12 protein-coding genes are annotated in these 15953 nt (G+C 42.1%); 2 read left to right on the top strand and 10 right to left on the bottom strand.

Going from position 1 to position 15953, the window contains the following annotated elements; translation table 11 throughout:
• Nucleotides 1-3: 3 nt before the first annotated feature.
• Nucleotides 4-1149 carry an exonuclease SbcCD subunit D gene (locus tag L2W36_RS21760; RefSeq protein ID WP_236111614.1) on the bottom strand — a complete coding sequence of 382 codons (1146 nt, stop codon included), beginning with the start codon at nt 1147-1149 and terminating at the stop codon, nt 4-6.
• 442 nt (nt 1150-1591) lie between these two features.
• On the opposite strand from L2W36_RS21760, the gene L2W36_RS21765 reads away from it, so the two are divergent.
• Nucleotides 1592-1888 carry a hypothetical protein gene (locus L2W36_RS21765; protein ID WP_006073617.1) on the top strand — a complete coding sequence of 99 codons (297 nt, stop codon included), beginning with the start codon at nt 1592-1594 and terminating at the stop codon, nt 1886-1888.
• 30 nt (nt 1889-1918) lie between these two features.
• Here the strand turns inward: L2W36_RS21765 and L2W36_RS27455 are convergent, their stop codons facing one another.
• The 9 genes from L2W36_RS27455 to L2W36_RS21810 all read right to left on the bottom strand — a co-directional run bounded on the left by L2W36_RS27455 (nt 1919) and on the right by L2W36_RS21810 (nt 13707).
• Nucleotides 1919-3211, bottom strand: a complete 1293-nt coding sequence (locus tag L2W36_RS27455) for an ATP-binding protein (protein ID WP_006073615.1) — start codon at nt 3209-3211, stop codon at nt 1919-1921.
• Nucleotides 3212-3222: 11 nt separating this feature from the next.
• Nucleotides 3223-3930, bottom strand: a complete 708-nt coding sequence (locus tag L2W36_RS21775) for a response regulator transcription factor (RefSeq protein ID WP_038222812.1) — start codon at nt 3928-3930, stop codon at nt 3223-3225.
• A 326-nt stretch (nt 3931-4256) separates the two neighbouring features.
• On the bottom strand, nt 4257-7412 hold the full coding sequence (locus L2W36_RS21780) for an efflux RND transporter permease subunit (protein ID WP_006073612.1): 3156 nt from the start codon (nt 7410-7412) through the stop codon (nt 4257-4259).
• A 3-nt stretch (nt 7413-7415) separates the two neighbouring features.
• Nucleotides 7416-8549 (bottom strand): efflux RND transporter periplasmic adaptor subunit, encoded by a 1134-nt coding sequence (locus L2W36_RS21785; protein WP_006073611.1) that lies wholly within the window; start codon nt 8547-8549, stop codon nt 7416-7418.
• Between the two features lie 124 nt (nt 8550-8673).
• Nucleotides 8674-9528 carry a mechanosensitive ion channel family protein gene (locus L2W36_RS21790; RefSeq protein WP_236111615.1) on the bottom strand — a complete coding sequence of 285 codons (855 nt, stop codon included), beginning with the start codon at nt 9526-9528 and terminating at the stop codon, nt 8674-8676.
• Nucleotides 9529-9556: 28 nt separating this feature from the next.
• A complete protein-coding gene (gene pepT / locus L2W36_RS21795) occupies nt 9557-10786 on the bottom strand; it encodes a peptidase T (RefSeq protein ID WP_236111616.1) in 1230 nt (409 codons plus the stop codon).
• A 448-nt stretch (nt 10787-11234) separates the two neighbouring features.
• A complete protein-coding gene (locus tag L2W36_RS21800) occupies nt 11235-11423 on the bottom strand; it encodes a hypothetical protein (protein WP_006073603.1) in 189 nt (62 codons plus the stop codon).
• A gap of 286 nt (nt 11424-11709) precedes the next feature.
• Entirely contained in the window at nt 11710-12663 is a 954-nt protein-coding gene (locus L2W36_RS21805; RefSeq protein ID WP_236111617.1) for a TerC/Alx family metal homeostasis membrane protein, read from the bottom strand.
• 468 nt (nt 12664-13131) lie between these two features.
• Nucleotides 13132-13707: a hypothetical protein gene (locus tag L2W36_RS21810; RefSeq protein ID WP_031494935.1), complete on the bottom strand. Its 576-nt coding sequence runs from the start codon at nt 13705-13707 to the stop codon at nt 13132-13134.
• 170 nt (nt 13708-13877) lie between these two features.
• Here L2W36_RS21810 and L2W36_RS21815 point away from each other — a divergent pair, with 170 nt between their 5' ends.
• Nucleotides 13878-15932, top strand: coding sequence for an alpha-amylase (locus L2W36_RS21815; RefSeq protein ID WP_236111618.1), 2055 nt, complete (start codon nt 13878-13880; stop codon nt 15930-15932).
• Nucleotides 15933-15953 lie beyond the last annotated feature (21 nt).

The following is a 15953-nucleotide window of genomic DNA, read 5'->3' on the forward strand; positions in this document are numbered from 1 at the left end:
TGATTACTCCTCAGACTGCTTTTTCAACGACATCACAACTTCTGATAACATGTCCTTTTGATTGTCTGTCATTTCGTCACCTTGGACTTCCAGGAAAAAGTCCCTGAACATATCCACTTCAGAACGACCTAAACGGGCTTGTGATATTTCTTTATCCACACCGACCAACATTCCAGGCTTTTCTAAATGAAGTACGTTTGGGTAGACCTCTCTTAACTTCGCCATTGGATCGAGAATCGCGTGCTTATCCGTCAGTCTTACCAATAGATAATCATCAAAATTTGCATCGCTTCGACCTAGTTCAAGTAAGTTCTCTAACTCTCCTTCAAGCACTCGCATATCGTGCGGAGCGTTTAAAGGCAAAGCTCTTGTGGTTATCTCGCCACTCTCATCACAAATTTCCACTAACGTCACACTTTTTCTATGATGCTGTTCTGAAAATGAATACTTCATGATCGAGCCGGAATAGCGAATGGTTTCTAGTCCTCGTTTTTGAGCTTGATGAAGGTGCCCTAACGCGACGTAATCAAACGACTTAAAATGTTCATAGCTGACACGATCGGCTCCCCCTATTGATAATGTTCTCTCTGATTCACAAGTCTCAGCACCATCAATAAAACAATGGCTAATAACTACATTATGTACATCTTTATATAAGACATTACCGATCTGGGAGGCAAGGTAAGCATGTGCGTCATCATGATTATTGATTTGAATATCATAATGGTGCCTTACCGTTTCAGGGTCGCTATAAGGCATACCATAAAAATGGACTACGCTATCCTGAGCGGACACAATCTCGACCGGAGTACAGAGTTGTTCAAGTGAACTAATGATGTGCAGGCCTGCTTTATCGAATTGCTTTGACCCGAACCCCAACCTCTTTGCCCCGTCGTGGTTACCAGAAATCATAATTACCGGCACGTTCAAATCTTGAACTATATGATTCAAAAAACCGTCGAGCACTTCAATAGCTGCGGTTGGTGGTACTGAACGATCATAGATGTCACCAGCAATGATTAGCGCATCAATATGATTTTCAGTAACGTATCGAGTGATTTGGTTCAAGACTTGCTTTTGATCTTCAAGCAAAGAGACATTGTGAAACTGTCTCCCTAAATGCCAATCAGAGGTATGGATAAATTTCATGCGGTTCAATTTGTTATCGATAATTTCCTTTTAGCAAAGTATATCATCAGCGCTTCAGATTCCTGCGAAAAACTTCTCGTTCAGATCACTTAGCCTTAATTGCCATATTCTTAGCAATAACCGCCAAAAAATGGGGGTTTTATGAATTTTGATATCAGTTTAGTTATAAATACCACTACTCCCCGACAAAAATAAAAACGGGTAAAAGGGTTTATGAGAGTCAACCACAGTTGATTTAACTGTAATTACTCGCGTTGTTGGTCATGTGTGTTTCAGCATTCCATGATCACGTTATCGGCTCTGCGTTTTGTAACTTAGCTGATATTACAATTGGTTGAATTTCTCTTATCGCGGTCTGCTCATGGATGGCTGGCCGCACTTTTAATCCACTCAACGATACGTCAGACAAACAATGTCTAGAACAATAATAAAGGAGACGAAAATGAAAGCTCCACAGCGAAAAGATAGAATTGAAGATCTTCTACAAGGGGTCGCTAAAGAAGTTCATGCCTACCTTCACGAATGCGGACGTTCAACTTCCGATGGCTGGGTTTCTTCCGTGACAATTCAGAAGCAGCTTGGGTTAAAGCACCATTGTAATCCCATTGGATGCTCAAACGACACGCCCAAAAGCTGGGTGTTTAGCGTGATTATGAGAAAGTTACAAGACCAAGGTAAAGTAGAATATAAAAAAGTGGGTTCCCGTGTTACTTATCGAAGTCGCACCTTTGTGCACTGACCTTCAATAACCATTAATAAGAAAGGAGCCTTACGGCTCCTTTCTTATTGGTAGAATCAAACTAAAACATGCTCCGCCCAACTCACTGTGACTGACTTCCACGTTTCCACCATGACGAAGCATAATGTGTTTTACGATAGCAAGACCGAGCCCATAACCGCCAGACGCCCTGTCCCTCGCTTTATCTACACGATAAAACGGCTCAAACAGCATACTCCAGTGTTCTGGCTCTATACCGATGCCATCATCATGAACTTCGATCGCGATATGATCAGAATCAGGAACCACTTTTACAACAATGGCATCTTTTGCATAACGTTTGGCATTACCAATCAAGTTCACTAGTGCTCTGCATAGAAGAAAACCATCTATCTGTGCTGGTAGCTCAGTCTGATAGGTTTGCAGAAGAAACTTTTGCCCTATGTGATGTTCCCACTTAGCATGATTCTCCTTAAGCCACTCTACTAGGTTTACACTCTCTAGGTTAATTGCAGCATCTGGTCGTTCTACTCGAGCATAATAGAGCAACTCATCAACTAACTTTTCCATGTCTTCAGTATCTTCGATGATGCTGGTTAGCTGCTTTTTCGCTTCTGGGTCTTGTATTTGCTCTAACAGTATTTCGCTTTGCCATTGAATCCTAAATATTGGCGTTCGCAACTCATGAGCAACAGCATTAGTTAACGCTTTATTGCTGATCATAAGATCAGCAATCTTGGTCGCCATTCTGTTAAAGGTCCGATTCAACTTACCTAACCTCACCCAATGACGTTCTGAGGCTCTCGCTGCAAAATTACCACTGGCAAATTCCATTGCTGTTTTCTCCAAAACTCGGAGACGACGGCTCAAGAACCAAATGAGTACAAAGCTGAATGCAACAAAGCTTGCTAAGAAAAACAGCCACACCACTTGATTCCCAAACTCAATAGCTTTAATCAGTTCTGAGTCTGGGTCATCAGAGAGCTCGAAGTAATTAGGGTTATTATCAAACTTCAACCATAAATGACTGTCATCATTTAACAAAAAATGCGTATCTTGGTTTTCTTTAAAATACTCACTAATTGGCTCTGGAAGCTTATCTTGCGGATACTGCTCTAGCAGACGGTGTGTTTTATTTGCGAAAAGCTCCATAAGTTCAATGGCTTGCTCATCACTTTCATTGGTCGACACATGATTCATGATGTCGCGAAACGCTTCCACACGAAGGTTGGCGTCAACTAAATCAGGGTCCGTCTTTCCGTAAATTAGGTATTCATAACCATAGATACTGGCTGCGAATAGTAAGATCAAACCTACTAGAGACTCTACAAATATACGCCACACGATAAGCTACCTTAGTGTTTCCAACCATCGGCAACGAATAGATAGCCTTTTCCACGCACAGTGATAATACCTTTAGGATTTGTCGCGTCATCAGAAAGCTTTTTACGTAATGTCACTATTCGGTTGTCGATAGTACGATCTATACCATCATAGTCTATACCGCGTAATTGGCGAGTAAGGTAGTCTCTTGAAAGAACCTCCCCGGCTGATTTTCCAAGTAACCACAATAGGTCAAACTCACTATCAGTTAGTGCGACATCAACATTGTCATACTTACAGCTTCTGCTTTTTTGGCAGATAACTAAACTGCCAAAGGACATAGAATTTCCGTCTATTTGTACGTGGTCGTCAGTAGGACGTCTCAATAAATTACGGACACGAGCTAGTAATACACGAGGCTTAATCGGTTTAGATACAAAATCATCAGCCCCTGTTTCTAGGGCAGCAACATGGTCAAAATCGTCATCACTGGCCGTCAGCATTAATATTTTTCCCTGATAACTATCGCGAACCTCTCTACATATAGATAATCCGTCTTGGCCTGGAAGCATAAGGTCTAAAATTGTAATGTCAGGATTGAACTCGGTAATTAGCTCAGCTGCTTCATTGCCTTCGAAAACTGTCTTTACCTCAAAACCCTGAGCTTTAAAGTAATCGCCTAACATCACGTTGAGCTTCGTGTCATCTTCTACAATTAACAATTTTTGATTTACCATGATTGAGTCCAACTCTTCTCTATATTGATCGCAACAATACATAAATTTACATAATACTACAATCAGACCTGTTTACAGGTGCGTCAGATTATTCCTAGCACGCCTGTTGGTACATATAACTATATTTATACAAATTAACTCTATAATACAATAACTTATACCACCATCTTAGTCCGCGTTAATTGAACGCCGTACAAAATACAGCCCTAGTCTCTTTTTTAGATCCTACTGTATGGATTTGTCAGAATCCATGAGACAGAACATTACATTTTATAAAAAAGCCCCTCTATATAGAGGGGCTTTAGATTAGAATTTAGCTTTTTTTTAGATTATTCGTCGTCTTCTAGAGGTACTAACTTAGTACTTCCACCACGTATTTTCTCACGTCGATGTTGAATCATGGCGTAAAAGCCCGGAATCAAGAACGTACCGGCTAGCAACACACATAACAATCCACCAACTAATGAAATACCTAACGAATTTTGACTTACGTGACCGGCACCAGATGCAAAAATCAAAGGGAATATACCTAAGATAAACGACCAAGACGTCATATTCACCGCTCGGAATCTCAGCATCCCTCCTCTAACAGCTGCATCATCGATAGCCACATCTTTATCTTCACGCTCTAGTTTGGCGAATTCTACTATCAATATCGCATTCTTCGCCGCCAACGCTATGAGCAAGACGAGACCTATTTGCGCATAGAGGTTAAGAGGCGTACCAGTCAGATTCAGAGCTATAAACGACCCCAATGTCGCGACCGGAACAACGAGTATGATGGCTAAAGGAATAGTCCAACTCTCATATTGAGCCACCATGAACAGATAAATAAATATTAACGCTAACGCAAACGCGTAAATCGCTTGGTTACCCGCTAGTACTTCTTGGTAGGCCATTCCTGTCCATTCATACTGGTAACCCATTGGGAGTACCTCAGCAGCTACCCTTTCCATCGCAGCAATCGCATCACCACTCGAATAACCAGGAGCTGGTTGTCCTTGGATAACAGCACTTCGGTACATGTTGTATCGCCACGCGACGTCTGGTTCAAACACTTGTTCGTAAGAAACCAATGTGCTTAATGGAATCATCTCACCGTTTGAAGAGCGCACGTGGAACAATTGTAAATCTTCCATTCCACTTCGATACTGGGCATCAGCTTGTACCGTCACACGGAAGTTCTTACCAAACATCGTGAAGTCATTCACGTACAATGAACCTAAGTTACCCTGTAGCGTTTGAAATATCGATGAGAGAGGGATCCCTAACTGTTGAGCTTTCTCACGGTCGATATCGACATAGTAATGTGGAACATTTGCTCGAAAAGTGCTGAACGTATAGGCTATTTCCGGTTGTTGATTAGCCGTCTGAATCACATCTTGCATTACTAGAGCAAGGTCAGTTCGGCTTCGTCCTAAGGTATCTTCTAGAACAAACTCGAAACCCGAAGCTGCACCCATACCCGGAACCGCTGGCGGCCCCATTGCAAACACAACTGCTCCTGGAATCTGCTGAGCCGCCATTCCATTAACTCGTGCTGCAATCGCGTTTGCAGAATGATCACCTTCAAATCCGTTTCGCTCACTCCAGTCTTTCAGTTTGATAAACAGTGAAGCACCATTGGAAGCCGCGGCTCCGGTCATAAACGCATATCCGTTAGCGACCGTGATTCCGTCGATTCCCGGTTCCTGCTGCACTAGATTCACCAATTTTTCAGTGGTTTCAGTAGTACGAGATAACGAGGCTGAATCAGGAAGTTGGACGTTTACCAGTAGAATGCCTTTATCTTCTTGAGGAACAAACGCTGTTGACGTATTTTTCGAAAGGAAAGTTACTGCGCCTACCGCGATAATAAAGAATGTCATTAGCAGCAAGGCTTTTTTAACCAAAAATCCTGCAACTTGGCCATATCGCATCGTGATACGTTCTAACAGTCCGTTAAACGTTTGGAACCAACGAGCTGTGTTTCCACCGCCCTGTTTCAATACTAATGAACAGAGTGCTGGTGATAGTGTTAACGCGTTTATCGACGAGATGATTACCGAGATACAGATAGTCAGCGCAAACTGGCGGTACATGATTCCAGTGATCCCCGGGAGCAACGTCACAGGAATGAATACAGCCAATAGAACCAGCGTCGAGGTAATAATCGGCCCTGTTACCTCTTTCATCGCCATCAAGGTTGCTTTTCTTGGCGAGATATGAGGATTGCGTTTCATGATGGTATCCACATTCTCGATAACCAAGATGGCGTCATCCACTACGATACCAATTGCAAGAATGATCCCGAATAAGGTTACTGTATTAATCGTAAAGCCGGTCATGTTCATCACGGCAAACGTACCAATTAGAGATACCGGGATAGCAACAACCGGAATTAATGTTGCTCGCGCACTACCTAGAAACAGATACGTTACTGCGATTACCAGTAAAATAGCTTCCACCAGTGTTTTAACTACGCCCTTGATCGATTCTGCAACGAACACCGTCGTGTCATAACTGGTTTCATATGCCATTCCCTCAGGGAAATTGACACTTAGACGCTCAAGTAAATCCATCACTGCCTGTCCACTTTCTAATGCATTAGCATCAGATTGTAGGTTTAGCGCAACGATTGATGCGTCCTCACCACGGAATTGACCACTACCGTCATAGAACTTCTTACCCAATTCAACACGAGCAACATCTTTTAAGTAGACCGTTGAACCATCAGAGTTTGCTCGAAGAACGACGTTTTCAAACTCGCTGACTGACTCAAGACGACCTTTAGTTACTAAGTTAAATTGTACCTCTTGTGGATCAGCATAAGGCGCAGCACCGACCCTACCCGCAGCAACTTGAACATTCTGTTCTGCTAGCGCGGCATAGACATCGCTGGTAGTCATTTTTAGATTCGCTAGCTTATCGGGGTCTAACCATACGCGCATCGCGTATTCACCGCCACCAATAACGTTAACTTCACTAATGCCTTTAACACGAGCCAGCTGATCTTTAACGTTGAGATTAATGTAGTTAATCAAGAACTGGTCATCGTAACGACCATCTGGAGAATAGAAGTTTAGAACCATCAACAGATCAGGCGAGCGTTTTTTAACTGTTACGCCGACCATACGAACTTCTTGCGGAAGTTTTGATTCTATCTGCGATACGCGGTTTTGAACGTTAACCTGAGCCATGTCCGGATCAGTACCGATGTCAAAGGTTACGTTTAGGTTATATGAACCATCGTTAGCACTCTTTGAGGACATGTAAATCATGTTCTCTACACCATTCACCGACGTCTCTATTGGGTCTGCGACAGCTTCTTCAACGACTTCCGCACTTGCACCTGTATAATAAGCGGTAACACTTACCGATGGCGGACTGATTTTAGGATACTCAGCAACCGGTAGAACCATCAAAGAAATAGCACCGGCGAGTGTGAGTATTATCGAAATAACCAAAGCGAACTTTGGTCTTTGAATAAAGAAACGACTTAACATGTATTAGGCACCCTGTTCTTGTGACTTAGGCTCTTGAATACGTACAGGGATTCCATTTCTTACACGTTGTAGACCTTGAGTGATAACAACATCAGTAGTTTTAAGACCAGAGCGAATCACAACACCCGTTTCCACCTGAGGTCCTAGCGCAACATTGCGGCGCTCCGCCACATTTCCTTCAGAAACGATCATGACAAAGTCACCTTCTAGGTCAGTTTGTACTGCCCGTCTTGGCACAGTAACTACGTCGCTCGCCTCTTTTTCCATAAGCTCAACGCGAACATGTTGACCTGGTAACAGCCTTTGACTTGGGTTTTCAACCACGGCACGCATCGCTAATGTGCCAGTATTAAGATTAATTCGGTTGCCTAAAAAGTCGATTTTCCCTTGTTGCTCATAGACACGACCATCTTCTAGGATAACGTTGACTGCTACGCCATTGGACTCATCAGAACCATCACCTTCGATTTGGTCCATGCCTAAGGCAAGTCGTTCTCGCTCTGATATGCTGAATGAGGCATAGATAGGGTCCATACTCACTAGAGTAGTAAGCACACCTGAAGACGGAGATAACAAGTCACCCGTACTCACTTTACTGTCAGAGATTCGACCCGTGAATGGTGCTCTGATCGTAGTATGCGATAGGTTTACTTCAGCAACTTTCTCTTGTGCAATTCCAGCTTCTAATTGCGCGCGAGCGCTCATTAGTGAAGCAGTTAACGCATCAAATTCGGCCTGAGAAATATTGTTTGATTTAACTAGGTTCTTACCACGCTCGAAGTCCAGTTCTGCTTTCTTTAACGAGGAGCGAGCTTCTGAAACCATAGCTTTTGCGCTCGCTACTTGAGCTTCAAACGTTGATGGCTCGATGGTATAGAGCAACTGTCCTTTTTCTACAATTTGCCCTTCTTGGAAATGACGTTCCAGTAAGTAGCCTGAGACTTGAGCTGTAATAGCCGTGTCTTCTACCGCATCCATGCGTCCGATGTAAATTTTACTTTGTTGATGAGGAACCACCTCCACCGCTTGGGTTTGTACTAGAGGCGCTGGCGCGTTTTGTTGGGTATTAGTTGTTTCACCGCACCCTGCTAAAAGAACAGCAGAGACTAGGCTAGCAACGAGTAGTTTTTTAGGCATTGAAACACCATTTTATCTTCTAATTGGAACAAGCTTTGGCAGACTAGCAAATTACAAGTCAGCTGAATGTCCGAGAAGTATTAATAGTTATATTGAAAGTGTTTCAAAATATAACGAACTGTTTTTACGTAGTTTTTTCTATATCTCTTGGAAATGCATGGTGGTAGATATTCATAAAATCAGCGCGAATTTCTTGCTCTAGATGTGTCGCTAATTCTGTAGGGCAAAATATCATTACATGTAGAATTTGTTCCCCAGTAGCGCCACTAGAAATGTGGATATGTGGCTCTGAACCAGGGAGATCGACGCCGGCATGTTTCTCTATAACACTGTTATAGCGCCGCGCAACATCGATAAAGCTCTCACTATGGTGTTCAATTTTACTCGTAAGTTCAGGTAATAAAGGGAATAAGTTGTCAAACCCAGGAACAATAATAGAAAAGCTATGGTAGACATACCTTTTCATGAAGTTTAGGTTTTTTACCGCGTAAGTGAAGAACATGCTGTTTGGCAAAGTGATCGTTTTGCCAGTGAAGTGATATTGGCCGTGATACAAGTCTATCTCTTGAATAACAGTCGCCATTAAGTTGTGCTCTATTACCTCACCACTCGTTTTGCCAACCTCAATCCAATCTCCGATTCTAAATGAACGAGAGCTCGCTCTTTGGATAGAACCAGTAAAGCACAGGATTATTTCTTTGGAGGCAACGACAATAGCGACGGCAATAGCCGTAACCGACAGTGCAAACTCACTGATTTCAGACTTCCAAACCAAAAACAACGTGATAACGATAATAGCAAAAGAACCATTTTTAGTTCGCGACATCCATTTACGCTGATCTTCAGATAAGAAAGCGACATCCCCTCGGATACCAGAAAGGGTCACTCGGCGAATGACTAAGATAACAAAGACGACCAGAAAGCTTAATAACAGTTTGTTTTCTAATAAGAACGCTATTACTTTTTGAAAATCTTCCATGGTCGCCTACTGCATAACTTTGTTTTCCCTAACGATAACGAATTGCAGTGTCTTTCGCAATTTGCACAATCACGTTTACTGCTAATTCCATTCCTTGAACGGTAATAAATTCATGAATACCGTGGAAATTATAACCACCAGTGAAGATGTTTGGACATGGTAGGCCCATAAACGATAATCGTGCTCCATCCGTACCACCACGAATCGGTTTGATGTTTGGCTTAACATCGCAAGCTATCATCGCTTGTTTAGCAATATCGATAATATGTGGATGTGGTTCAACCATTTCCTTCATATTAGAGTAGTTATCAGTGATCGTTAAAGTGACGAGTTTCTGTTTGCTACCTTGGTTAAATGTCGCGACCTTATCCTCCAGGTAAGCTTTTCGTCTCTCCAGACCTTCTTGCTCAAAGTCTCGCAAAATATAATGTAGCGTAGATTTCGGTACTGACATTTCTGCAGTTGTCAGGTGGAAGAAGCCTTCATAGCCTTCTGTCATTTCAGGCGTCTCTTCTGAAGGCATTTCTGCTTGGAATCGCGATGCGAAAGTCATGGAGTTCACCATCTTGCCTTTCGCAGTGCCAGGGTGAACATTGTTACCATGAAACGTCACCATTGCGGCGGCTGCATTAAAGTTCTCGTACTCAAGCTCTCCGACAGGTCCACCATCTATCGTGTAGGCCCACTGTGCCCCAAACCTCTCAACATTAAACAGGTCTGCGCCACGTCCTATCTCTTCATCTGGGGTGAAGGCAATTTTGATGTCGCCGTGAGGGATATCTGCATTTTCGATCAGATGCTCTACTGCAGAAATGATCTCTGCAATACCTGCTTTATTATCTGCACCTAATAGCGTCGTGCCATCGGTGGTTATGATGTCATGCCCATGTAACTCATGAAGATCTGGATACTGTATCGGAGACAAGACTTCCTCGCCCTTACCCAAAGCAATATCACCACCTTGATAATTTTCTACTAGTTGAGGTTTTACGTTAGCTCCTGAAGCATCAGGGGCTGTGTCCATATGTGCAACAAAACCGATGGCTGGAACGTTGTAGTCAACATTGGAACGAAGTGTTGCCATTACATATCCGTTGTCATCTAGAACAACTTCATGCAGACCTAGTGATAGAAGTTCGTCTCTGAGAAACGCAGCGAATGTCGTTTGACCTTTTGAACTTGGACAACAACCTTGTGACGGGTCTGATTGCGTGTCAAACGTGACATAATTGAGAAACCGGTCGATAAGACTTGTCATTTTTTCACCTTACGTTCTTATGAATATTGGTACTCATCATACGTAAACTCATTGTCAGTAAATTGCGATGAATCAGTTTTATATAGATTGAGTGGGAAAAACGCCAATTAATATACGCCTATTACCCTACGCCCTAAATTTGATAGTTTGGGCTGATGACGATTAGAGACATTAGATAAATAATGAGTTTATAAATTACGTTTACCAATCTAAATGTGGGCTTATCTTATGACGGTCAATAAACATTACGTGTTTTCTCCAGAGGATCTTAGTGAGGCTACTGAAGTAGTTACAGAAAACACATCTCGAGAATCAGAAAGAGTTGAGTTAGTAAAAACGTTACAGAGAAAAGGTGGTTTTGAAGAACACTGATAGGTATAAGATTATTAAAACGAGCAAAAAAAAGAGCACCTAGATAACTAGGTGCTCTTTTTCAAATTCTTTGTGTTTATCGGTTTATACCGATATCACGCTGCATGTGACCAGATAATTCGTTTGCGTAGTAAGTGTTCTCTACTTCGCCTTTACCGAACATAATGTCTAGTAAATGTGCAATCAATCCTTTGAAGTTAACCGCGTAGGTTTTCTTTTCCATAGAGGGTACAGCGATAGTTTCGATGTTCATTGCTTGTGCCATGATTGCCTCTCTTAAAAACTGGGTAACTCGTTGTTGTTGGTGACAATATTAGGCAAAAAAACGCTGTTTAAAAAATGACAAAATTTGGGTGTTCGCATTAGTTATTCTAATAAAACAAGACATTAACAACAGCCAGTTAATGTTATCCCAAAATGGTGACTACATAGTCACAATATGCTTAAATAAATGCATAAATAGCAAACCATATACGTAACAACAATATTGTTGTTGTATTATTGTTAAACAAAAAACCTCTTATAATTAAGAGGTTTTTTGCTATTTGTCGTTAGCTATTCTTATCCACCATGTGCGGTTCGCGCTTTTCTCGATAGAGCGATGCAACCGTTGCTACGGTCATAGTCACAAGAATCACACTTAACGACACCCAGGTTGGAATTTCCCAAGCTGAACCTACTAATGCCATTTTCACACCGATGAAAATCATAATGAATGACAACGCTGGTTTTAAGTAAACAAAACGATTCATCATCCCCTCTAGTACAAAGTACAAAGAACGTAACCCAAGCAGAGCAAATACGTTAGCCGCTAGTACTAAGAACGGTTCTCTAGTAACTGCAAAAATCGCAGGAATTGAGTCTAGAGCAAACATAATATCCATAAACGCAATCACACCGATTACGACTAACATTGGCGTAAATACACGTTTGCCGTTTTCGATAATAGATAACTTGTTACCATGAAAATCATCTGTAACGGGCACTAGCTTTCTAATTACACGTTCAGGTAATGGGTTTACTTCATCCTCACCTGAGTCTTTAGCAAGCTTAATACCTGTCCAGATCAAGAACGCCGCGAATAAGTACATTACCCAATGGAACTCAGCAAGTAACTGAGCTCCAACACTGATCATGATTGCTCTTAAAACCAATGCACCTATAACACCCCAAAGCAGAGCTCTTGGTCGCAAATGTTCAGGTACTGCGTACTGGTGGAAGATAATTGCAAACACAAACAAGTTATCCACGCTGAGCGATTTCTCTAATAGGTACCCTGTTAAGAAAGACACCGTCGCCTTTTCCGCAGTGTAATCACTTGCTGGAGCGTAAAAGTCCCAGAATAAGTAAATCGTTGTAGAAAAAGCAAACGCTAGTAGAAACCAAAATACACTCCATATCGCTGCTTTGCGAATAGAGATTTGACCACCGCGAGTTTGATATATGTCCAACGCAACCAGAGCTAGCGTTAGTACAAAGAAAGAAACATAAATAGATGGGCTCATAAGTCCTCCAGGCGGAAGGACGAAGAGTATGGGTGTCGACCTTCCACAAACAAATACTTCACTCAGTAACAAAATACTGAGCATTTGATTGCGTTGGTCTCGTCAAAGCGCTGTCTGCGCTCTTATTTGCCGGATAAGCTCTAGACTTAACGAGATGACGACAAATAAACGGGTGACTACTCCCCAAAACGAGCGGATTGTATGCCTCAAATTTGAGGTTGTCTATCTTTTTTGTGAGCTAAAAACGAAAAAACCAGCACTTTCTTTTTATGCTGGTTTCACGTCTTGGTTTGTAAAGCTTGATTACGCTTTTACTTTATCCGTTGTTTTCTGGTTTGTTTCTTTCCAGTATTGAATACGACAACGATGAAGCTGTGCACGTCTCATCTTTTTCATGGTTAACTCCTTCTATACTTTACGCAATTCAAGTTACTTTTTGAATGTAACATTGAAATGACAGTCGTAAGACTATTGTGTGACAGTGTTAGAAAGCTGGGGAAAGTCCCAAGTGAGCATGATTTGCTCTTTGTCACTTGTCATTAAAAGCGTTTCTGTTGCTAACGTATTCTGAATCTCATTTTTACGGATCCAGGTAAATAGTTTGGACTCAGAAATGGGATATAAGTTCAAAAATTCTATGAGTTTCTTATCGGCTATATGAGGTAAATCCTGATTGATTAAATCTTCAACAATCAATTCCTTACCCGCTATTTTAACGCTTTTTAATTGATAGCCGTCAGAACGCAGTAACGTCTGAAGCCTTGTGTAATTTGTAACAGTCATTGGTATGAAAAAAGACACTCGCGCTACTGACTGATTCACAACATCGATCTCAGCCACCATTGGAATGCCACGGTATTTTGTATCAAAACCACAAAAACGCTGATGTTCTATTTCACCACAGTCATATACATCAGACAGAGACCTAACCTGATTTAAGGTACTTAACGGCAACTCTCCCATCACATAACGAGATGGCCATGTAGTCATAGCAAAGGAGATAGAGGGAATCAGAAGTGATAGCAACAGTATTCTTAATTTCATCTCTCTATAGTACCTTTTATTTCTTTCTACGAACTCATCCCCCTCTAACTCATCCTTAAGAATCTGTTATGTGAGCTTACTCTGACTTTGAGGCGTAGAGCATGAGAATGATGTGAGACCGTTTGAGGCAACTTATAGTAACCTCGGATTATTAGAACAACGGAATGAGCATGAAACATAAGACCCTACTTACTTATATGCTGTTGGCTTCGCCATCGCTATTTGCATCACCCTACTTAACCATCTTTACCTCTACAACGAGCAGAGACTATCCACTCGACCCTACAACGCCATTAGTCGTCACTCTTAATAAAGATAAGTATCAGCTCGAGATCAGCGCTACAGATACGCTCTGCAATAATGAGTTGCCCAATAAGGTCAAGTTCAACACTCCAGTTCCTCTCCTGTGCGGTAAAACATCTACTTTGCCTTTGAATATTAGGTTCACCGGAGACTACGCCTTTAGCTACGATGAAAAACTTCACACATTAACCTTTAAACGACAGCCTAAAAAAGTGGCTAAAACTGAGTTTAAACGTCCAATACCAGATGTTAAGTGCGAAAGGCTCCCTAACCAGCTCCAGACTATTGATCTAGGAAGCTCTTACCCCGATGGGACACAGTTGAAAGATGTGTTTTCAGGTTCAGTAGTCACTGTTCATAATGGTCAAGTCTCACTACAACCAAACGCATCGAGTGGCGGTCTAACCTTGTTAGAGCCAGTTAAATCAGTCCAATCGAACACCAAGTTCGACTATAGAAACGCCAACATCTATTTCGTCATGGTCGATCGTTTTAAAGATTCTAACCCGGAGGCAATACAACCTTACGGACGTCAAAAAGATGGTAAAGATGAGGTCGGGACATTTCATGGTGGCGACTTAAAAGGCGTCACAGAGAAGCTAGATTATATTAAAACGCTTGGTACCAACGTGATCTGGCTTTCTCCCATCGTAGAGCAGGTACATGGTTTTGTTGGGGGTGGTGATAGTGGATCGTTTCCATTTTATGCCTATCATGGTTACTGGGCTCGTGACTTCACCAAAATTGACCAGAGCTTTGGTAATGACAATGATTTGATGCAGCTTGTTTCTGAAGCCCATAAGCGAGGGATAAAGGTCTTGTTGGACGCAGTCATTAATCATCCAGGCTATTCAACACTTGCCGACCTACAATTCGACCACATTGATGTTGCCAAAACTACCAATATACTTCCAAAGACCTGGGCACACTGGGCACCTAAGAAAGGTGAAAATTGGCACAGTTATCACATCAATATAAATTACAACTCACACAATTGGGCTGATTGGTGGGGACCTGATTGGGTAAGAACTGGGCTACCTGGCTATGATAAGCCAGGCTCTAGTGATACAACTTTGTCCCTTGCAGGTCTGCCAGATTTCAAAACAGAATCAAATAAAACCGTTCAACCACCAGAGTTTCTACTAAATAACCCAGGCACACGAGTAGTCGCAAGAGACAATTATACCGTGGCCGACTACTTAATCGAATGGCAAACTGATTGGGTTAAACGCTTTGGTATAGATGGATATCGAGTTGATACCGTCAAGCACGTTGAAGGCGAGGTCTGGAAAAGACTCAAAGCTGAAGCGACGTCTAGTCTTGAGTTGTGGCGTTCAGAAAATAACGTTGAAGGACAGCCTTTCTGGATGATGGGTGAAGTTTGGGGGCACAGCGCCTACAGAAGCCCCTACTTTGATGATGGGTTTGATGCTTTAATTAACTTTGATATGCAAAAGAAGCTCGACAAAGGCGCTGCATGCTTTAGCCAAATGGCAGACACTTATCAGCATTACGCTGACACCATTCAAAGTTCACCTGATTTTAATCCCGTAAGCTACATGTCTTCTCATGACACAGAACTGTTTTTTAGCCGCTTTAAAGACTATGACATGCAACGAAATGCGGCCAACGCCCTGCTACTAAGCCCTGGTGCGATTCAAGTCTACTACGGCGATGAGGTGGGAAGAAACATCGGTCCTTATGCAGATGACTTCCATCAAGGTACTCGCTCGGACATGATTTGGGAGCTTTCAAATGATAAGCAAAAGCTGTTGAAGCACTGGGAAACAGTTGGACAATTTAGAGATCGACACCCAGCCATCGGTGCAGGAAAACATACGGTATTGCCGAATGATAACGCTTACGTATTTTCAAGAGAATTAGGCGACGACAAAGTCGTCATCGCCTATTTTGGAAACTAACAGCTAGAGCCATTCAATCAA

It is taken from the genome of Vibrio sp. McD22-P3 (genome assembly GCF_021568915.1).
Taxonomy (GTDB): Bacteria; Pseudomonadota; Gammaproteobacteria; order Enterobacterales; family Vibrionaceae; genus Vibrio; species Vibrio mediterranei.

Coding starts and splice junctions, on each gene's coding strand:
- L2W36_RS21815 (WP_236111618.1), top strand. CDS start 13,878: ATGAAACATAAGACCCTACTTACTTATATGCTGTTGGCTTCGCCATCG.
- L2W36_RS21780 (WP_006073612.1), bottom strand. CDS start 7,412: ATGTTAAGTCGTTTCTTTATTCAAAGACCAAAGTTCGCTTTGGTTATT.
- L2W36_RS21790 (WP_236111615.1), bottom strand. CDS start 9,528: ATGGAAGATTTTCAAAAAGTAATAGCGTTCTTATTAGAAAACAAACTG.
- pepT (WP_236111616.1), bottom strand. CDS start 10,786: ATGACAAGTCTTATCGACCGGTTTCTCAATTATGTCACGTTTGACACG.
- L2W36_RS21785 (WP_006073611.1), bottom strand. CDS start 8,549: ATGCCTAAAAAACTACTCGTTGCTAGCCTAGTCTCTGCTGTTCTTTTA.
- L2W36_RS21805 (WP_236111617.1), bottom strand. CDS start 12,663: ATGAGCCCATCTATTTATGTTTCTTTCTTTGTACTAACGCTAGCTCTG.
- L2W36_RS21810 (WP_031494935.1), bottom strand. CDS start 13,707: ATGAAATTAAGAATACTGTTGCTATCACTTCTGATTCCCTCTATCTCC.
- L2W36_RS21800 (WP_006073603.1), bottom strand. CDS start 11,423: ATGGCACAAGCAATGAACATCGAAACTATCGCTGTACCCTCTATGGAA.
- L2W36_RS21765 (WP_006073617.1), top strand. CDS start 1,592: ATGAAAGCTCCACAGCGAAAAGATAGAATTGAAGATCTTCTACAAGGG.
- L2W36_RS21760 (WP_236111614.1), bottom strand. CDS start 1,149: ATGAAATTTATCCATACCTCTGATTGGCATTTAGGGAGACAGTTTCAC.